The organism is Paenibacillus harenae DSM 16969, from assembly GCF_000422465.1.
GTDB lineage: Bacteria > Bacillota > Bacilli > Paenibacillales > Paenibacillaceae > Pristimantibacillus > Pristimantibacillus harenae.
In genome coordinates, this window is sequence record NZ_KE383842.1 from 59,648 (window position 1) to 80,258 (window position 20,611).

At 50.0% G+C, this 20,611-nt stretch carries 13 protein-coding genes; all 13 read left to right on the forward strand.

The window, feature by feature from the left end; genetic code table 11:
* Nucleotides 1-18 precede the first annotated feature (18 nt).
* The 13 genes from H581_RS0110400 (at nucleotide 19) to H581_RS39300 (ending at nucleotide 20,497) form a co-directional block, all read left to right on the forward strand.
* Complete coding sequence (locus H581_RS0110400; RefSeq protein WP_028609929.1) at nucleotides 19-1,545, forward strand: extracellular solute-binding protein; 1,527 nt, start codon at nucleotides 19-21, stop codon at nucleotides 1,543-1,545.
* A gap of 101 nt (nucleotides 1,546-1,646) precedes the next feature.
* Nucleotides 1,647-2,606: an ABC transporter permease gene (locus tag H581_RS0110405; RefSeq protein ID WP_036718450.1), complete on the forward strand. Its 960-nt coding sequence runs from the start codon at nucleotides 1,647-1,649 to the stop codon at nucleotides 2,604-2,606.
* Between the two features lie 2 nt (nucleotides 2,607-2,608).
* Nucleotides 2,609-3,475 carry a carbohydrate ABC transporter permease gene (locus H581_RS0110410; protein WP_028609931.1) on the forward strand — a complete coding sequence of 289 codons (867 nt, stop codon included), beginning with the start codon at nucleotides 2,609-2,611 and terminating at the stop codon, nucleotides 3,473-3,475.
* A 13-nt stretch (nucleotides 3,476-3,488) separates the two neighbouring features.
* The gene (locus H581_RS0110415) at nucleotides 3,489-4,754 is read left to right on the forward strand and encodes a family 43 glycosylhydrolase (RefSeq protein WP_036718452.1); all 1,266 of its coding nucleotides are present in this window, start codon (nucleotides 3,489-3,491) and stop codon (nucleotides 4,752-4,754) included.
* A 74-nt stretch (nucleotides 4,755-4,828) separates the two neighbouring features.
* Nucleotides 4,829-7,132 carry a glycoside hydrolase family 2 TIM barrel-domain containing protein gene (locus H581_RS0110420; protein WP_028609933.1) on the forward strand — a complete coding sequence of 768 codons (2,304 nt, stop codon included), beginning with the start codon at nucleotides 4,829-4,831 and terminating at the stop codon, nucleotides 7,130-7,132.
* A gap of 41 nt (nucleotides 7,133-7,173) precedes the next feature.
* Entirely contained in the window at nucleotides 7,174-9,237 is a 2,064-nt protein-coding gene (locus H581_RS0110425) for a glycosyl hydrolase 115 family protein (protein ID WP_028609934.1), read from the forward strand.
* A gap of 84 nt (nucleotides 9,238-9,321) precedes the next feature.
* Nucleotides 9,322-10,740 (forward strand): family 43 glycosylhydrolase, encoded by a 1,419-nt coding sequence (locus tag H581_RS0110430; RefSeq protein ID WP_051250648.1) that lies wholly within the window; start codon nucleotides 9,322-9,324, stop codon nucleotides 10,738-10,740.
* A 269-nt stretch (nucleotides 10,741-11,009) separates the two neighbouring features.
* Entirely contained in the window at nucleotides 11,010-11,684 is a 675-nt protein-coding gene (locus tag H581_RS0110435; RefSeq protein WP_028609936.1) for a rhamnogalacturonan acetylesterase, read from the forward strand.
* A gap of 212 nt (nucleotides 11,685-11,896) precedes the next feature.
* Nucleotides 11,897-13,321: a glycosyl hydrolase family 28 protein gene (locus H581_RS0110440; RefSeq protein WP_084134541.1), complete on the forward strand. Its 1,425-nt coding sequence runs from the start codon at nucleotides 11,897-11,899 to the stop codon at nucleotides 13,319-13,321.
* 38 nt (nucleotides 13,322-13,359) lie between these two features.
* Nucleotides 13,360-19,080 carry a LamG-like jellyroll fold domain-containing protein gene (locus H581_RS36370; protein ID WP_051250650.1) on the forward strand — a complete coding sequence of 1,907 codons (5,721 nt, stop codon included), beginning with the start codon at nucleotides 13,360-13,362 and terminating at the stop codon, nucleotides 19,078-19,080.
* 76 nt (nucleotides 19,081-19,156) lie between these two features.
* Nucleotides 19,157-19,660: a hypothetical protein gene (locus tag H581_RS0110450; RefSeq protein ID WP_028609938.1), complete on the forward strand. Its 504-nt coding sequence runs from the start codon at nucleotides 19,157-19,159 to the stop codon at nucleotides 19,658-19,660.
* 367 nt (nucleotides 19,661-20,027) lie between these two features.
* Entirely contained in the window at nucleotides 20,028-20,357 is a 330-nt protein-coding gene (locus tag H581_RS37840; RefSeq protein ID WP_051250652.1) for an SGNH/GDSL hydrolase family protein, read from the forward strand.
* A gap of 5 nt (nucleotides 20,358-20,362) precedes the next feature.
* Nucleotides 20,363-20,497 carry a hypothetical protein gene (locus H581_RS39300; protein WP_281169531.1) on the forward strand — a complete coding sequence of 45 codons (135 nt, stop codon included), beginning with the start codon at nucleotides 20,363-20,365 and terminating at the stop codon, nucleotides 20,495-20,497.
* Nucleotides 20,498-20,611: the final 114 nt, after the last annotated feature.

A 20,611-nucleotide genomic window follows, 5' to 3' on the forward strand; every position in this document is an offset into this window, starting at 1 on the left:
TATCAGGGGAGTGTTACAATGAAGTTTTTGAAAGTGGTTACATTGTTGTTCCTGTCTCTCAGTCTTGTCGTCGGTTGTTCAACCGGCAACAGCGGCGGAAATGCAACGACGGAAAACACGGGGGAAGCTCCAACGTCGGAACCGGTAAAAAATGAAAAGAAGATTCCGATTACGATCGCTACACAGTATTGGAGCGGCGGGAAATGGACGGATGATCATGCGACCATCAAGTATTTGAACGAGAAATTCAATGTCGACATCAAGCTGCAGCTCATTAACGGACCAGAATATAATGAAAAGTTTAAGGTTATGGCAGCCTCCGGCGATCTTCCGGACATTTACAGATCCTCCGGAGCCGAATTTCTGAATTGGTCATCCGAAGGCGCATTCGCAGATTTGAGCGGAGTATGGGCGAAATACCCGAATCTGAATAAGGTATTCCCGCTCGATAGCGAAGCGATGAAGCTGCTGAATCCGGAAGGGAAGCTATACGGGATCCCGAGTATCTCCTGGATAGCGCGGGACACGGTACAAATTCGCAAGGATTGGTTGGATAACCTTGGCATACCGCTTCCCACTGAAGATGAGTTTACGGTCGACAATTTCTATGAAATCGCTAAGGCGTTTGCGACGCAGGACCCCGACCAAAACGGCGTTAACGGTGACACGATCGGCATGGTTCCGACCCCGCAGGTCCGGAATGCGTTCGGCATTGCAAGTGATTGGATAGAGAAAGACGGAAAGCTGATCCCGCGTCATACGCAAGTAGAGGAGTATAAGGCTTTTCTTGCCTTCATGAAGAAGGCTTACGACGAAAAAGTACTGGACCAAGACTTTGTGATTCGCAAAGGGAATGAAGTTGATGAAATGAAGAAAGGCAACAAGTTAGGGCTGTTCCACTATCATAACGCCTACCATATACTCCAAGAGGATATAGGGAAGGCCAATCCGGACCTGAATCCGGAGCTTGTGCCAATGGCTCCGCCTGTCGGACCGACGGGTGTCCGAGGAAACACTGCCGAAAAGACGGGCACGCTAAAGGTGGTCATTAACGCGAAGGCGGATGATGAGAAGATCGATCGGATTTTGCAAATTTTCGATTGGTGGGTCACCGATGAAGGCAGTTCGATCATGAAGAATGGCATTGAAGGCATCGACTACACGAAGAATGCCGACGGCACCTATCAAGTTACTGAGCAGTGGGAAAACAACCATCCGCGCTATTTGAACAGCAACCTGTTTAAACGCCCTGGCACTGATTTCATTGTCTACCTCTGGTCGGAACAGGAAGATATCGACCGTCATAATGCCTATGAGGAAATCGCAAAGAAATATATCTGGGAGGATCCAGCGTTTGGATTCACATTCTACTCGGAAGCGTATAAGGATAAATGGGCTGCTTTGGACACCAAGTTCGAACAAGCGGTTACACAGATTATTGTTGGCGACAAGCCAGTCGAATATATCGAACAGGCTTCCAAGGACTGGCTTGCAGGCGGCGGTGATCAAATTATAAAAGAAATCAACGAAGCAGCCAAGAAATAATGTCTCTCACGAGGTTGGTTTTAACAGGCCGCATCTTTACTTGCGGCCTGTTCTAATCTTGGCGCTTGTGTTGCGACACAGTAGAAGGGAGCTTGGAGATCATGAATCAATCCGCTAGACTTGCGGAGTCTGTTGGATCCGAAAGGATACCTTTAGCGAATAAAAGAAAGGATTATCTGAAGCGCGCTTTCCCGTTTTATTTGATGATCTTCCCTGGGTTGTTGGTATTCCTCGTTTTTAAATACGTGCCGATGTTCGGTGTGTTCATCGCTTTTAAGAACTATTCGCCGTTCCGAGGCGTCTGGAAGAGCGAGTGGATCGGGCTCGAAAATTTCGTCCGCCTCTTTTCGGAACACGACTTCTTGCTTTTGTTAAAAAACACATTGTTCCTGAATATGCTGGATACTTTCATCGCATTCCCGTTTACAATCATGGTTGCGCTTTTTCTCAATGAAGTGAGCAGCAAACATTTTAAGAATTCGATTCAAACGATATTATATGCGCCGCATTTTTTATCCTGGGTCGTTATCGTCGGGATCACGATGTTGTTTCTCCGTACACAGGATGGCGGAGTGAACGTGCTCCTCAATGCTTTAGGGTTTGAAAGTATTAATTTTTTCTCAAATGCGGGGAGTTTCCGCTCCATTTGGTTATTCCATAATATTTGGCAAGGGGCCGGTTGGGGCGCGATTATCTATTTGGCGGCGATTGCCTCGATCGATCCGGCATTGTATGAGGCCGCGAAGGTGGACGGCGCCAGCAGGCTGCGTCAGATGTGGCATATTACTTTGCCGTCGCTCAAAACAGTCATTGTGATTATGTTTATTTTGCGGCTCGGTAATTTTATCGATGTTGGCTTCGAACATATATTCTTACTGCAAAATCCGTTGAACCTCCAAGTATCGGACGTATTCGAAACGTTTGTGTACCGCATAGGTCTCGTGCAGGGTGACTTTAGCTACTCGACCGCGGTCGGATTATTTAAATCCGTCGTTGGACTCGTGATGATTGTCGCAGCCAATAAGATCGCCAAGCGGTTCGGAGAGGAGGGAGTCTACTAATAATGAAACTAATGTCGAAGGGCGACCAGGTTTATACGGTCTTAGTATACGCTTTCTTGATCGTCTTCACGCTGTTGATCCTGTTTCCATTGTTCTATGTCGTGTCAACTTCGTTTGCGCCGGAGGGGGACTATTACACGCGAGGCTTCTTCCTCCTCCCAAGCTCCTGGACGCTCGAAGCCTATCAATATTTACTGTACAACCCCAGTTTCGTCAGCGCGTTCAAGAGCTCAGTCATCATTACCTTCTTCGGAACCATCATCAGTATGACGTTGACTTCTTTGCTGGCATATGGATTGTCGGAACGCTGGCTCAAAGGTCGATCGGTGATTAATTTTTTGATTCTGTTTACGATGCTATTCTCCGGCGGTCTCATCCCAACTTACCTGGTTGTATCCGAGCTTAAACTTGTCGATACGTATTGGGCGCTTTGGTTGCCGGGAGCCGTAAGTGCGTTTAGCGTAATCGTCATACGCGGCTTCTTCATATCGCTTCCTTATGAACTTAAGGAATCTGCAAGGATCGACGGATGCGGGGAGTGGAGATTGTTTGCAACCCTCATCCTCCCTTTGTCTAAGCCTGTGATTGCCACGTTTACCTTGTTTGGTATTGTGGGAAACTGGAACACCTATTTTTCGGCCGTGATCTATTTGAACGACAGTTCGAAGTGGCCGCTGCAAGTATTTTTAAGACAGATGTTAATTCTGGACGACCAAAAATTCGGTGAACTCATCGAACCGATATTTCCGTACACCCCGGCGGCGCGTATGGCGGCAATCCTGATTACGGCATTGCCATTGCTGGTCATTTATCCGTTCCTGCAGAAGTATTTCAACAAAGGCATGTTCATCGGATCGCTTAAGGGATGAGGATAAAAATATAGTGAATAAAGCTTATATTTTCAACGGGGTACCGTGGTTTGATCAACATGGGGAGACGGTCAATGCACACGGTGCTTGTGTGTTAAAGGAAGGAGACAAATACTATCTTTTTGGAGAATACAAAACGAACGATGTGAATAAGTTCGTAGGTTTTTCGTGTTATTCCTCTTATAACCTGTCGGATTGGCATTTTGAAGGCTTGGCATTGCCGCCGCAGGAACAAGGGCTTCTTGGCCCTGATCGAATTGGTGAACGGGTAAAGGTAGTAAAGAATCATAAAACCGGCACCTTTGTCATGTTGATGCACACGGATAATTTGAAATACACGGATCCGTGCATAGGGCTTGCAACTTGCGATTCGATTGACGGTACATTCAAGTTTCAAGGACCGCTGCTTTTCGAAGGCAAGCCCATTAGAATGTGGGACATGGGTACCTTCGTTGACGAGGATGGAACAGCTTATTTATTGGTTCACGAAGGAATCATTTATCGGTTAAGCGATGACGGTCTGACTGCAGTGGAAAAGGTTGCGGAAAATATTGCGCCTGGCGGCGAATCACCGGCAATGTTCCGCCACGGGGACAACTATTTTATGATGTTCTCCAATAAAACGAGTTGGGAAAGAAATGACAACTATTATTTCGTTTCGAACAGCTTGCATGGACCTTGGAATAAAAGGGGATTATTTTGTCCGAAAGGCAGTTTAACCTATAATTCTCAGTGTTCTTTTGTCTTTTCATTAGAAGCAGACGGGAAAACAATACCGGTCTATATGGGGGATCGTTGGTCATTTCCTCGTCAAGCTTCAAGTGCCACACAGGTTTGGCTGCCCATCGAAGTTAAAGAAGACACTTGTTCCATTTCTGAATATTGGTCGGTATGGGCGAGTGAATCGATCTCCCAGGCGGTTCTTGAAGGAATGGATAAACCTTTGCCATTTCGTTCAAATGAACGAGGAGATTCAGTATGTTATGCCTTTGAAGGATCACAAATTATGGTTTACGGCACAAGTGATTGTCATGGCGGCTATGCGGAGTTTGCCATCTATGATGGCACAGACGAACTTATTCATCGCGCAATTATTGATTTTTACAGTTTGGTACCGGATTCCAGTATGAAATACGTTTCCCCGAAACTTCCACATGGAAGCTATACGCTGAAAGTCGGAGTAATCGGCGAAAATGGGGTCTGGTATAAAAAAGACGGCACGCAATTCGGCAGTGTTGATTACTTCGTAACACTTGAAAGTGTTAAAGTCTGCACTTGAATGGTTGTGTCAATATATAAGATGTAAAACCAGAGTCAAAATGCAAAAAATCAGCAAAGGCTGTGATGAGTATCATGTACAGAGTTGAGACAAAGATGATGGATGGCTGGGAGTTTACATTACAAAAGCCGGAAGACCCAAACTTCAAGCCCGTTAAGCTTCCTCACGATTGGGCCATTCATGCTCCAATCAATAGAGACATGAAGCAGGGAACGGATCAAGGATTTAGAGACCGATGGGGAATCGGGTGGTACAGACGAAATCTTGTACTCGAAGAGCTCAAAGCGGATACGGTTTACCAATTGCAATTTGACGGCGTTTATGAGAACAGTACGGTATGGGTGAATGGTCAAGAAGTTGGCGGTCAAAAGTACGGGTATTCAAGATTTACCCTGGAAATTACGGATTGCATTCATGAAGGGGACAATCAGATCCTGGTCAAGGTAGACAACACTACTTTTCCCGCAGACAGATGGTATTCCGGGGCAGGGATATACAGAACCGTCAAGTTGCTTGAATGTTATAAGAATCATTTCAATTCGGAAGAGATTCAAGTGAAAACCGCCATTCAGGGCGATACGGGCGTCATTACCATAATGACCGGAGTCTCCTCTTTGGTAAAAGCATGTATTTCAGATGAAAATGTGCGTTATACAGGTGAATCTGAAGACGGAATGATCTGTATCGAAATACCAAATGTAAAGCTATGGAGTCCTGAACAGCCCCATTTATATCCATTGCAATTGTCCCTTTATGAAGGGGATGAAGTCGTTGACACGGTTGAATTGAAAATTGGTGTCAGAGAAATCAAGATGGTTGCCGGTAAAGGGATGTTTATCAACGGCAGAATGATTAAGGTGAAGGGGCTGTGTATCCACCAAGACGCAGGCTGTCTGGGAATTGCCGTACCGCCGGAAATTTGGAGAGAGCGGCTTATCAAGTTTAAAGAAATTGGATGCAATGCCGTTCGACCGTCACACCATATCTTTGCATCGGAATTCCTGGATCTATGCGATGAATTAGGATTTCTTGTCTATGAGGAACCGTTTGACAAATGGACAGGAGGTTCGTACAGGAGATATTTCGAGACGGAATGGAAACGTGATGTGGAATGCATGGTGAAGAGGGACCGGAACCATCCGTGTATATTCATGTGGGGCGTGGGCAACGAGGTTGAAAATCAAGCCCAGGCATCGATGCTGGAGATATTGAAAATGCTGAAGGAACATCTGGTAACAATGGATGATACAAGACCGGTTACCTACGCCATGAACCCCCATTTTAAATACGAGAGCAAAGTGGACATGTCGAAAGTGATCGATATTCAAAAGTTCGTAAATGAAGTGGATGATATGGAGATTTATGATATAGACGAAAGAGTGGAGCGGGTCCGGAGGATTGCAGAGCATGTTGATGTGATATCTTGCAACTACCAAGAACCGTGGTATGCTGCCATCCACAAGGCCATTCCGGATAAATTAATACTAGGATCGGAAACATTCCAATATTTTAAGGGACATCCTGATCAGATGAAGAATTTCAGCGAGGAAGTTCCTTGGATGGATGTCGAAAAATATGATTATGTCATCGGCGGTATGCTTTGGACGGGGATTGATTATTTGGGCGAATCGATGGGATATCCATCCAAAGGACGGACGAATTCATTGTTCTGGACAAATAATGAGCGCAAGCCGATGTCTTATCTGTATCAAAGCTATTGGTCAGAGGAACCGATGGTATATATGGCAGTAATGGACAATTCATTGCAGGATGAGGGAATGAAGGATCACTGGGGTGCCCCAAGATACGCAAGTCAGTGGAACTTTCCCCAGTTTAACAAGGCGGTCATTCCATATATGATCGCAACGAATTGTGAAGAAGTAACCATTGAGCTGAACGATAGCCCGATTTATGTCAAAAAACCATGCTCCCATCCGAATCGAATGATCACAGGCTATCTGCCGTATAGACCTGGAACAGTAACGGTAAGGGGCTTAATTAACGGCAAAGAGGTATGCCAGTATACGTTAAAAACAGCAGGAACTGCGGTCAGACTTGACTTTGATTATGAGGAAATCAATCTGGATGCGAATGAAGGTTATGAAAAATTATTCACCGTTCGGGCAAAGGACATGGAGGGAATCCCTGTATTCCACGAAAGTGCAAAGGTCGTCTTCAGCGTTACTGGACCGGCAGAAGTCGTTGCCGTTGATAATGGAGATCTCTCATCAAGTGAGCCATACGACAATAATGGGATGCATATGTATCGTGGATGTGTCAGTACGGTGATTCGGCTTACAGGTAAAAAAGGGCGAGTTGAATGTTTCGCGGTTTCAGAAGGCATGGATACAGCTCGACTAGTTATCAATGTGACTTAGTGCATTGCATTTTAGTATGTGTCAGTTGGGAGGAATTTAAATTGGCGCTTATCATTGACCGCAATACAACTTACCGCATCCCGAATAATCCGGCATCGCCTATCCGCCATGCTTGGGAAATGGTGCAGCGGGACCATGAACAGGTTCTTGGTGCTGTTCCAAGGCTCATCTCGGCGGAGGATGAGCCGGCCGACGTGGTCATCCGATATGCGAAGCCCGAAGACCGGTGCCCGGACAGGCCGGAGGCGTTTTGCTTCCGGTTCTTCAAATACGGCGGCAAAACGGAGCTTCACATTATTGCGGGCGACGATCTTGGTCTGGTCTACGGCATGCTCGAATACAGCGGAAAGCATCTCGGCGTAGATCCGTTCTGGTTCTGGGCGGATCTTCCTCCCGTACGGCGCAGCCAAATTGAAATATCTGCTGACGGTTACGATTCGCCGGAACCGTTCGTCCGGTTCCGCGGCTGGTTCGTCAACGACGAGGTTTGCCTGATCGGCTGGAAGGAGCAGTACCCGCCGACCCGTGAGGTATGGGAGCCTGTCTTTGAAGCGCTTCTGCGCTGCGGAGGGAATATGGTTATCCCCGGCACCGATCTGCCTAAAGACGGCGTGCATGCGGATGTGGCCGCGGAGATGGGATTATGGATTACCCACCACCATGCAGAGCCATTAGGCGCCGAGATGTTTCTGAGAGCGTATGAAGGAAGGAAAGCGAGCTATCAAGAGAATTCGGAGCTGTTCGAGGCATTGTGGGAAGAAGCGATCGAGAAGCAGAAGGACCGCAACATTGTTTGGGTTCTATCCTTCCGAGGACAAGGAGACCAGCCCTTCTGGATAAACGATCCCGCATTCGACACGCCCGAGAAGCGCGGAGAAATGATCAGCCGAGTCGTACGCAAACAATACGATATGGTTCGCAGCAAGGTAGCCGATCCACAGTATTGCGTAGCATTGTATGGGGAGATCTCGGAATTGTATAAAGCAGGTCATGTCCATGTACCAGACGACGTTATAAAGGTGTGGGCGGATAATGGATACGGCAAGATGGTGTCCCGGCGCCACGGCAACCTGAATCTGCGGGTACCGGCTTTGCCCGAGCCGCATGAAAAAGGGAAGCACGGCATTTACTACCATGTGACGTTTCATGATCTTCAAGCATCGAATCATTTGGCTTTGTTCCCGGCACCGGCCAGTCTGATCAGCGGAGAGCTGGAGCAGGCGTTTCGGGCCGGCGCAAAAGATTACGTGCTCGTCAACAGCGGCAATATCCGGCCGCATGTCTATACGCTGGACTTGATACGGGAGCTGTGGACGCGGGGGGAGGCGGATACGGAAGAGCATCTTGGGTCGTTTGTCCGCCGGATGTTCCCTTCAGGTTCTCCGGAAATCGCCGAGATGTTTCGCGACTATGCACAGCGGACGATTCCGTACGGTCCGAACGAAGACGACCGGGCGGGGGATGAGTTCTATCATCATCCGGCCCGTCAAATCGTCGGACACTGGCTGCAGGGGAAATCAGATCAACCGGATCACCGCTTGTATTGGGCGACGGGAGTAATCGATTTTCCGGAGCAAGTCGAATGGTTTCGCCGGACATGCGCGGATGCCGTCCAGGGGTGGCGCGAGCTGAAGGAGCGGATCGAACGGCTGCTTCCGGAGCTTGCGGAACCGGACCGCCTTCGGTTGAAGGATCATTTGCTGCTGCACGTAGAGCTGCATCTATCCGGTTGCGAAGGCTTCGAAGCGCTTGGAAAATCTTACTCCGCTTACCGTGATGGCAGCTATCCGCTGGCGTTCGTGTATGCTTCGCAAGCAATGTGGAACTATCAGAAGGGCCAGGTCGCACTGCAGGAAGCCGAGCATGGGAAGTGGGCGAATTTCTTCCGGGCGGACTGGCTGACGAATATCGAGAGCACGGTGCAAAATATGGACACGCTTCGCCGCTGGCTGCGCATGCACGGCGACAGCCCCGATTTCTTCGCGTGGTACAAGCAGTTTCTGATGCCGGAAACGGAAAAATATATTTACTTGGAGAACACGCACCGCAATCCTCTTTCGGATGACGAGTTGGCCAAGAGGCTGGCGGATAAGTTCGGCGTCTGAGCGTTATTGCAAAAATAAATCTTCGAGGGGATGCCGCGACGGGATTGAAATAAGGCAGATCCTTCTGTGAGGTGTATGAGGACCATGTCCGATTCGAAATTAAACGCAACGATCGCTATTCTAAGGGGCGATTATCCCGATCCTTCCATAGTCCGGGCAGGTCAAGATTATTATATGACACACTCGTCTTTCATGTATGCTCCAGGGCTTCTCGTGTGGCATTCCCGCAATCTGACCGACTGGGTCCCCCTTTGCCACGCTCTCCGGACTTATGTCGGAGACGTTTGGGCACCGGATATGGTCTATGTGAACGGACTCTTTTACATTTATTTTCCGGCTAACGGAACAAATTATGTAATCTATGCAGAGAAAGCGGAAGGTCCCTGGTCTGATCCAATTGATCTGAAAGTAGATGGGATAGACCCGGGGCACCTGCTAGCGCCGAATGGGCAACGGTACCTGTACGTAAACTACGGAAGGGCTGTTTCCTTAGCCCCGGACGGCCTTTCCGCTACCGGCGAATTACAAACGGTTTATGAAGGGTGGCCAATCCCTGAGGATTGGGTTGTGGAGGGGATGGCTCTCGAATCTCCAAAACTGCTTGTTCGAGGCGAGTATTATTATTTGATTTGCGCGCAAGGCGGAACGGCTGGTCCTGCGACGACCCATATGGCGGTTGCAGCCAGGAGCAAACATCCTTTAGGGCCTTGGGAGAACTCTCCCTATAATCCTCTTGTGCATACTTGGTCGAAGGAAGAACGCTGGTGGTCCAAGGGGCACGGTACGCTCATCGATACACCTGATGGAAGATGGTATTTCGTCTATCATGCCTATGAAAAGGATTATTACACGCTTGGAAGACAGACCTTGCTGGACCCTATCGAGTGGACGGAAGACGGCTGGCCGATCGTATCGCAGGATACGGGCGGAGAGATGAATCCGGTGCAAGGGAATTCTCCGGAGCTGTCTGACGATTTCCTAGGCGCCGCACTTGGTTGGCAGTGGAGATTTTACAAGGAATTGGATCCTGAACGTTATGAAGCAGGCGGGGGCGTCTTGAAGCTGAAGGCCAAAGGGGATTCACCAGCGGATTCGGCACCGCTCGTCGTCATTCCGCCCGACCGGGCTTATGAAGCTGAAGTTGAGATTAAGGTCGGGCCAGAAGCTGAAGCAGGACTTGTACTCTTTTATAACGACAGCTGTTATGCGGGAATCTGCTTTACGGAGCATGAAATTTATCGACTGCGGCGAGGTATCAAAGGCTATTCTGTACGAGGCCTGGGCTGCAGGCTTTATTTGAAGCTTAGGAACGACCATCATACCGTATCGATATTTTACAGTACCGATGGCATAGAATGGAATCGCCATCCTTCATCATTGGAAGTCTCGGGTTATCACCATAATACGTTTGGCGAGTTTATTGGCCTTCGTCTAGGTATTTATGCGGCAGGTAACGGGGATGTTGAATTTTCTCGATTTCGATACCGCAGGATTGAAGAGTGATTAGTAGGCTAGTCGCAAAGCTGAGTATGATGCCCTAGTGACGGAATTTATGTATGATCTTTCTGGCGGCGCTGAGGGTAATGAGGTGATGATGATTAGCATGGGTTTTGCCTCAACCTCTAACAAAGTGAAGTGTCTAGCAATACATATTTATATCGGAAATTGCTAATCCAATCAAGTCCAGCCCGGCGCTTTTTGTGGAAGATTGGGTCTGGAGTTAAAGGCGCGGCATCTTTCATGCATCAAAGAGAGAAGGGAATGAAAAGATAGTGGTTGATTTGGGAAAACAAACGATTTACTTGGCTGGCGATTCGACCATGGCGGATTATCCACCTGAATCGTACCCCATGCAAGGTTGGGGGAACAAGCTCCATTTATTTATCCCGGATTCCGTTCGCGTGGTGAATAAGGCGGTGTGCGGGAGAAGCTCCATGAGCTTCATTGAGGAAGGAAGGCTCGAAGAAATTTTACAAATGATCAAGCCGGGCGACTACTTGTTCATTCAATTTGGTCACAACGACAGTAAGGATGATGCCGAAAGACATACAAGTCCGTGGAGCACGTACCATCAATATTTGCGGCAATATGTAGACGGAGCGAGAGCGAAGGGGGCTCATCCCGTACTCATTTCGCCTCTATGCCGCAGACATTTTGACGTAGACGGTCTTTTGATCAACACGCACGGCGATTATCCCAGGTCGATGGAAGCGCTCGCCGCTCAGGAAAAAGTCCCTTTCATCGATTTATGCGGCCGAAGCGCCGTCGCATTCAAGGAAATGGGAGACGCCAAATCGAGAGAGTGGCTGACATGGTTGCACCCAGGCGAATATCCGAAATACCCGGAGGGGATCGAAGACAATACGCATTTTAATGAACAAGGTGCGGAGGCTGTCGCGCGGATGGCGGCCGATGCCATCGGCAAGCTGAACTTGAAAATCGGTTGATTCCTTTGGCTTATTAGAACTGAAAGAATTCCTTTTCACGCGAAGAGGCCATGTCTAGTAGTTCGATTATATCGATATTTATGGAACAGTCTACTAGTTTATATGCGTACATTAGTTCGGGAGGTGAGTCCCATAATTTAGGCGTGAAAGCGATTTCACGGCAAGCAGAGCGCAGCATCCAAAATTAGATTTGAGGAAAGGACAAGACAATCATGACATACATGTCAAATCGATTAATCACATATCCAGATCCCGAGGGAGCGATTGGCAATTCCGATTATACGGTACGCGTCCGGCAGGGACAAGGCGAATGGCGGCAGCTGTTCAGCTATAACGTGAAGGTGGACATGCATGATGTGCGGGACGCCTCCATGGTTTATTTCGATTGTGCCGGCGCGGTTGAAGTCGAAGTCACCAAGAATGACGGGGAGATTCGCGACGTGACGATCCGCCCCTCATCAGCTGGGATTGACGGCGTCGTGGGCGGAAACCGCGTGACGTTCACAATGGACGGGCCCCGTAAATTGTCGCTCGAAGTGAACGGAGACCGATTCCACAATTTGCATATCTTTGCCAATCCGGTGGAGGAAGACGCGCCGAACCCTGGAGATCCGGGCATAATCGTCGTTGCGCCGGGCAAACATCAGACCGAAGATCTTCAGCGTCTGATCACGCCGGAAGTATCGGTCATCTACTTCGATGCCGGCATACATGTTCTGGAACAGCCGCAATTCCGCTTGCCTTCCGGTGTAACGGTCTATGTTGCCGGAGGATCGGTCGTCTATGGGGCGTTCATCTGCGATCATGTACGGGATGTGACGGTCCGGGGCCGCGGAATCGTCTATATGTCCGACTTCGAGAAAACGACGTATTATCGCGCCGTTGAGATTTTGTTCTCCGAACATATTGCCGTCGAAGGAATCATTGTTATTGATCCGCCCCATTATACCGTTAAGATCGGGAAATCCGAGCATATCTCGATCCGCAACATCAAATCGTTCAGTACCCGCGGGTGGTCGGACGGTATCGACATGATGTCAAGTGCCCATGTGGACGTTGACGATGTATTTCTGCGAACGTCCGACGATTGCATCGCAATTTATGGCAGCCGCTGGGACTATCAGGGGGATACACAGGATATCACAGTCCGCAATTCGGTGTTATGGGCGGACGTGGCTCATCCGATGAATGTCGGCGGGCACGGCAATCACGATAAAGGGGACGTTATCGAAAACATTCTTTTTGAAAATATCGATGTGCTCGAGCATCATGAGCCGCAGCCTTATTATTGGGGGTGTTTTTCGATTAACTGCGGCGATAACAATACAGTCCGGAATGTGACCTATCGGAATATCCGGGTAGAACAGTTCGAGCTTGGACAGCTGATCGATATCCGCGTGCTCTATAATCCCAAATATAATCCATGTCCCGGCTTCCGGGTGGAAAATATTTATTTCGAGAATATCGCGTTCAACGGAACTTGCGATAACCCGTCGCTTATCGCGGGCTTCGATGAGTCCAGAATCGTAAAGGGAGTGACGTTCCGGAATTTACGAATCAACGATCGGCATATCCTCAGTCCGGAGTCCGGAAATATCCGGATTGGAGAGCATGCACATGACGTCGAGTTCACCTAATGCAAGTCGGATGAAAGAATTGAAATGGAGGAATCAACATGAAGGTTCGTAACAAAAGATCTAGTAAAGTATTGCAAAAGTTTCTGCCGCTACTCGTTATCGTCAGCATGTTCGCCGCATTGTTGCCCGTATCGGCGGGAACCGTATCAGCCGAAACAGGCTCGGAATCGGTTATCACCGATTATTTGCCGACGATTCACGAAGTCATTGACGAAAGCGGATTCAAACACCCGGGTGTCGGACTAACCAAGGAATTACTCGAGAATTTGCAAACGCAGGTACGGGCGCAAAAGGAGCCTTGGAAAACCTATTTCGACCAGCTGGTCGCGTCGGTTGACCCATGGGGAACCCCGCTTGCGACCCGGACGGTCTCGTCCAGATTTTCCAACGGCTCTTTTAGCAGCCAGGGCTTTAACGAAAGATTCGTATGGGACGGCTTAACAGCGTATACGCAGGCTCTTATGTATGTGATAACGGGCGATGAGGTTTATCGGGCCAATACGATGCGTATTATCCGCAACTGGGAGCAGATGAACCCTGCGAATTACGCGTATTTTACCGATGCGCACATTCACACGGGAGTTCCTCTCTACCGTATGGTCACCGCCGCGGAGATCATGAGGTATACCAGTACTCAGACGCCGGAACTGGAATGGACAGATCAGGATACGGTCAATCTCACGAATAATGTGATCGTTCCGGTCACCGATACCTTCAATCATACGAATCACCGCTTTATGAACCAGCATCTTTATCCGCTGATCGGAGCCATTTCCGGATATATCTTCACCGGCAATGTCGAGCGGTATCACGAGGCAGTCGAGTGGTTCACGGTGAACAAGACGGCTGTGGATCAGCACATAAACGGTTCCATCAAGAGACTGTTCCGGCTCGTCGATACGAATGCGGCGACAGGCGAGAAGGTGGATAACCCGCAGGTGCAGATTACGGAGATGGGCAGGGATCAGGCTCACAGCACCGGCGACGTCATCAATGTCTCCATTTTGTCGCGTCTGCTGCAGGCCCAGGGAACCAAGGTGGATCCGGTAGACGGCACGGTTTCCACTGCGGAGAACGCGGTTACCACGTACGATTTTCTCGACAAGCGCATTCTGGCGGGCACCGATCATTTTGCCCGGTATATGAACGGCTATGATACGCCTTGGATCCCGACAGAGGCGCGTATGCGCGAGGATGGCAGTCCGGTCATTTACCAGGTATTGAATACCGCATATCAGGGAAGAATCGGCGGCAATGCCTACGATCTGTACTATTACTATAAATATGAGCAAGGCTTGGACATGGAGCAGGTTGCTCCGTACTTCGCCGAGATGTTCAAAAAGAGGACGGATTACCATTGGGCATCACGGGATTCCGGAGGGGAATATTGGCTGTACATCCCTAACGAAGCCGAGGCCGAGGGAACGGCAAATCTACCGAAGGTTAACCCGAACCCGAATTGGAAAGAGATCGAGGATCGGTTCACCAACCTGGACGGCAACTCGACCGCCATGCAAGAGGGCGATGTTTCCTTCGTCCGCATCAACGCAACGGAATCCGGCAGCAAAATCGCTTTGGTTCAATCCGATAGTAGTACGAGAGCGATCGGATACAAGATCCGGACGAATGGTGCGGCGAAGCTGGAAGCCTTCGGCGAAACGACCACGTTGCCGGATACCCTGGGGCAATGGAGATATGTATATTATAATCTCCCGAAAGACACTGGGCTCCGGACCATGAATTATTTCACGATTATAGGCAACGGAACGACGGTCGATATCGACCATATCAATGTCAACGCGGCCAATGAACTGACGCCGCCGGTGTTTAAGGAAGGAAATACCGCTTTGAACTTGTTTGCCTATGCAGGGTCCGAGGCGGCGCTCCATTATGATTTCTCGGCAACGGACGCAGGCCCGTCCGATGTTGTGACCTATCGGATTGCGGGTGCGCCCGAAGGCGCCGTGTTCGATACAAGCACCGGCGCATTTGACTGGAAACCGTCGCAAGCTGGAACGTATGCCTTCGGCGTGGAAGCTTCCGACGGCACGACGGTATCCACGAGAGATGTCACGGTGACCGTCGCCAATGATCGGCAGTCGGCGGTGGATGCCGTCATTGCGCCCTATGACGCCAATACGGATTATATCCGGGCAACGCACGATACGTATAAACTAACATACGACGACACCATGAGCGTCATTGACACCGCAACGGATGCCGAGTTCTATCAGAAGCTGGCGGCTCTGTATGACGCCGTGCAAGGACTTCAGTTAACCACGCCGTTGCACACCGACGGCAGCATTAATTATTTGAATATGTTCTTATCTTCCGGCTTTAACCCGAAAAATTTTCTGGACAGTGTCACGAGTACGTTCGGTAATACAGCGATTAATCTGGGCGTTCATATGGACATGGGACCCAATTTCCGGGTTTCGGCCAGCAAGTTCCAGATTCAGGCACGGGCCGGTTTTCCTGAACGCGGCGGCGGCATAACCATGTTCGGATCCAATGACAAAGAAACCTGGACCCGGTTGACGCCGGAGGTGACCCCCGTGTCAGCAGACCTGCACACGTTGACGGTGTCGCCGGAACTCCAGAATGAGCCATTCCGTTTTCTGAAAATCCAAATGATTAATAAGCCGTACGACGCTCCTTGGCCGGAATTGTCCGAGTTCCGGATCTTCGGGAAGCGTCACGAGGTCATCAACAAAATCTCATCGGTCTCCATCGGCTCGGATCAGGCCTTCGGAGGGCGGATTGTCCTGGGAGACACGGCGAAATTGTCCTTCCAATCGACGGAAGCCATTCAGAATGTGAAGGTTACGATTCAGGGTGTACCCGCGATCGTCCATTCGGAGGATGGCCTGAACTGGACGGCCGAAGCGGTCATGGGACCGGAAGCGGCGCCCGGCACGGTATTATTTAAACTCAATTATCAGACGGCGGAAGGCATTGAAGCCCCGGAAACGTTGTTCGTAACCGACGGGTCACGCTTGATACTGGTGGATGAATCGGACGTGATCCCCGATGTGACGTCAATCGCTGCAGTGAGCGATTCCTACGGCAGATCGCCGGCAGACGCGATCGCGGTGGCGAACAGATTGTTCGATAACAATCCGGGTACGGTGACCGATTACCGCTTGAACGGAAGCGGTGCCGGAGCATGGGTTCAATTTGACTTCGGTCAAGGCGGATATGCGAAATTGTCCTATGTGGAGCTGCTGGCAAGGCAAGACGGGTACTACACCAGAATTGGCGGAACGGTCATTCAGGGCTCCAATGACAATGCGACATGGAAGACCCTCTCCACAGGAGCGGTCTCCACGCGGGACTGGCAGTTCTTGTCGATTAGCGACAATACCCCTTACCGGTATATCCGCATTACCAATGGGAATAACTGGTTCGGGAATATGTCCGAAGTGAGATTCCACGGCGATCTGGATTATGATGCAGATTACTTTGATTCCAACGTGCAGGCGCCGGACGGCTATACCAAAGGCAGCTACTACCTGTATATGAAGGAAGTGGCGCGGATCAAAACGGCCATGAGTGAACCGGGTGCAGATACGAGCGGGCTTGCGGCCGAGTTCGATCAGGCCAAGAATTTGCTTGTTCCTTATACCATATCGCTTTATTCGTTTGAAGGGGATGCGAACAATACGTTCGGGTCAAACGGCGGCACCGTCATCGGATCGCCTGCTTATTCGGCCGGAAAGATCGGGCAAGCCATCGAACTGAACGGCACGAACAGCTATGTCACGCTTCCTCAGGCTCATCCTTTGTCCGCTGCGGAAGCCATCACGATTACTGCTTGGGTGAACTGGAGTGGTGGAAATATGTGGCAGAGAATCTTCGACTTTGGAAACAGCACGAGTCAATACTTGTTACTGACACCAAGCTCGAGGGATGATAAGAAGTTGCGTTTCAAGATCAAAAACGGAAGCAGTGAGTTGGAATTGGAGACGCAGCAGCTTCCGGTAGGCGACTGGGCGCATGTGGCGGTAACGCTGGGAAGCGGTACGGCGAAGCTGTACGTGAACGGCGAACTAAAGGCTGAGAGTAATAACCTGACGATCAAACCAAGCGACTTCAAGCCAAGAAACAACTATATCGGCAAAAGCAACAATTCAGCAGATCCGTTGTTTAACGGCAAAATTGACGAGTTTCGCATTGAGAACTCTGTCTTAAGCGCTAACGAGATCAAAGCACTTTATAATAAAACATCAACATGGTTTGATAATACCTTACTCACGCTGCTGCTGGAAGTAGCCGCGGCAATCGATACCGAACTCTACGATGAGGAGACCGTACAAGCGCTTCAGGAGGTAGTTTCGAACGCTCAATCGGTGTTCAACAATGCAGATACGTCACAAGAAGAGATCGATGCGGCAGCAGCGAGCTTGCTGCAGGCACTGGAAGGATTGGAGATCAAGATCACGGCATCGTTCGATCCATCCGCACCGAACGGTCTGAACGGCTGGTATACTTCACCTATTACGGTATCGTTGTCGTCTCACGGGAATGTGCAGTATAGTTTGGACGGCGGAAGCAACTGGTTCGCCTATGACGCGCCTGTTACCCTGAACCAAGAAGGCACGAACCAAATGCTGTATCGTCCCGCTACCGTAACGGATTCTGTATATCCGAAATCGGCAGATGTCAAGATCGATCTGATTGCACCGCAAGTCACGATTGCCGGCGAAGCTTCGTATACCATTGATCAGACGGTTATTATCACTTGCAGTGCTGTTGATACTGTATCCGGCGTCACCTATTCGCCATGCGGCATTCCGCTTGAAGAGAGCAAAGCGTATACTCTTGAGCCTGGCGTTCATACCGTATCGGCGGAAGCGGAAGATGCAGCGGGTCACCGGGGATCGGCCGAGCATTCGTACAGCGTAGTTGCGACGTTCGACAGTCTGTCCGCACTAACCGGTACATTCGCGGTCGAAACCGGTGCGGCGGGTGCGGAGGAAGTTGCAGCATCGCTTCAACAGCAGCTTGAAATTGCCAAAGCGAGAGCCGCCGAAAGAAACGGCGCGGAAGCCCGCAAAATCCTCCAAGCTTACATCAAGGAAGTGAATGAGCAAAGCGGCAGAGTGTTCACGGCTGAACAAGCGGCAGTGCTCGTACGCTGGGCGCAATGGCTGCACGATGAGACGCCGCTCGCGGGAGGGGCACCGGGGAAACCGGTCCTCTCAGACAACAATGGTCACGATACGGGGCTGAAGGACGGCAGCTTTACCGTTACGATGAACCTGTGGTGGGGGAATAACGGCACCGAGTTCAAGCTGTTCGAGAACGGCGTATTGATTCATACGCAGGCTCTGACCGATTATTCGCCGAAAGCGCAAACCGTGAAGACCGATATTACGGGCAAAGCGAACGGAACGTATACGTACACCTGCGAACTGACAAACGTCTTCGGTACGACGGCATGCGATCCGTTTGTCTTAACCGTCACCGATGCCGAGCCAGGCAAACCGGTCTTGTCCCATAACAACTGGGACGGCGACGGCAGCTACGACGTCACGATGAATATGTGGCGGGGAACGAACAGTTCCGAATACCGCCTGTACGAGAACGGCGAATTGATCGACACGCAGACGCTAAGCGAGGCGACGCCGAATGCCCAGAAAGCGGTAACGAGCGTTTCCGGCAAATCGTCGGGTGAATACGAGTACCGGGCCGTACTGGTCAATGCGGCAGGGGAGACGTCCAGCGAGATGATTACCATCACCGTCAAGCAGCAATAAACCGGACCCATCCGGCCGGCCAAATCGTCGGTCACTGGCTTCAGGGAAGATCGGAACATCCGGATGGCCGCCTGAAGTGGGTAACGGGGACCGTCGATTTTCAGAGCAAGTCGAATGGTTTCGCCGGAAGTGCGCCGAGGCCGTCCCGGGCTGGCGAGAGCTGAAGGAGCGGATCGAACGGCTGCTTCCGGAGCTGGCGGACCCGGACCGAATTCGGCTAAAGGATCATTTGCTTTTTCACGTAGAGCTGCATTTATCCGGCTGCGAGGGCTTTGAGGCATTGGGAAAATCGCACTCCGCTTACCGAGAAGGAAACTACCCGCTTGCATTCGTTTATGCTGCTCAGGCGATGTGGAAGTATGAGAAGGGCCTTATCGCGTTAAAGCAAGCCGAACATGGGAAGTGGGAGAATTTCTTCCGGGCGGACTGGCTGACGAATATCGAGAGTAAGGTGCAAACATGGATACGCTTCGCCGCTGGCTTCGCATGCACGGCGAAGCCCCAATTTCTTTGCGTGGTACAAGCAGTTTCTGATGCCGGAAACAGAGAAGCATATTTACCTGGAGAACACGCATCGTAAACCTCTTTCAGACGAACTGGCCCAAAGGCTAGCGGAGAAATTCGGCGTCTAAGCGTATATTTTGGAATAATGCGGTTGAAGAAATAAATACGCCGGGCTGAAGCGCCCCGGCCCGGCGCTTTTTGGGGATTGGGGTCAACAAAGAGAGAAGGGAATGAACCGATGAGGATGTTTTGGGAAAGCTAACGATTTATTTGGCAGGAGACTCGACAATGGCGGATGATACGCCGGAATCCTATCCTATGCAGGGCTGGGAAATAAGCGCCATTTATTTATTCCCGATTCCGTCTTGATTGTAAATAAGGCCGTATGCGGTAGAAGCTCCAAGAGCTTTATCTAGGAAGGAAGGCTCGAGGAAATTTTAACCATGATCAAGCCAGGTGATTACTTGTTCGTTCAATTCGGTCACAATGACATCAAGGAAGATGCTGAAAGACATACAAGTCCGTGGAGCACGTACCATCAATATTTACGGCAATATGTAGACGGAGCGAGAGCGAAGGGGGCTCATCCCGTACTCATTTCGTCTCTCTGTCGCAGACATTTTGACATTGACGGATTATTGATCAACACGCACGGCGATTATCCTAGGTCGATGGAAGCATTGGCCCTTCAGGAAAATGTGCCTTTCATCGATTTATGCGGGCGAAGTGCCGTTGCATTCAAGGAAATGGGAGATGCCAAATCGAGAGAGTGACTAACATGGTTGCACCCGGGCGAATATCCGAAATACCCGGAGGGATCGAAGACAATACGCATTATAATGAACAAGGTGCGAAGGCTGTCGCGCAAATGGCGGCCGATGCCATCAGCAAGCTGAACTTGAAAATCGGTTGATTCCTTTGGCTTATTTAAAACTGAAGGAATTCCTTTTGACGCGAAGAGGCCGTGTCTAGCAGGTCGATGATATCGATATTTATGGAACAGTCTACTAGTTTATATGCGTAAATT

What these genes read in the sequence shown, in the direction of transcription:
- H581_RS0110405 (WP_036718450.1), top strand. Translation starts at nt 1,647, where the DNA reads ATGAATCAATCCGCTAGACTTGCGGAGTCTGTTGGATCCGAAAGGATA.
- H581_RS0110420 (WP_028609933.1), top strand. Translation starts at nt 4,829, where the DNA reads ATGTACAGAGTTGAGACAAAGATGATGGATGGCTGGGAGTTTACATTA.
- H581_RS39300 (WP_281169531.1), top strand. Translation starts at nt 20,363, where the DNA reads ATGGTTGCACCCGGGCGAATATCCGAAATACCCGGAGGGATCGAAGAC.
- H581_RS0110440 (WP_084134541.1), top strand. Translation starts at nt 11,897, where the DNA reads ATGACATACATGTCAAATCGATTAATCACATATCCAGATCCCGAGGGA.
- H581_RS0110400 (WP_028609929.1), top strand. Translation starts at nt 19, where the DNA reads ATGAAGTTTTTGAAAGTGGTTACATTGTTGTTCCTGTCTCTCAGTCTT.
- H581_RS0110410 (WP_028609931.1), top strand. Translation starts at nt 2,609, where the DNA reads ATGAAACTAATGTCGAAGGGCGACCAGGTTTATACGGTCTTAGTATAC.
- H581_RS37840 (WP_051250652.1), top strand. Translation starts at nt 20,028, where the DNA reads ATGATCAAGCCAGGTGATTACTTGTTCGTTCAATTCGGTCACAATGAC.
- H581_RS36370 (WP_051250650.1), top strand. Translation starts at nt 13,360, where the DNA reads ATGAAGGTTCGTAACAAAAGATCTAGTAAAGTATTGCAAAAGTTTCTG.
- H581_RS0110430 (WP_051250648.1), top strand. Translation starts at nt 9,322, where the DNA reads ATGTCCGATTCGAAATTAAACGCAACGATCGCTATTCTAAGGGGCGAT.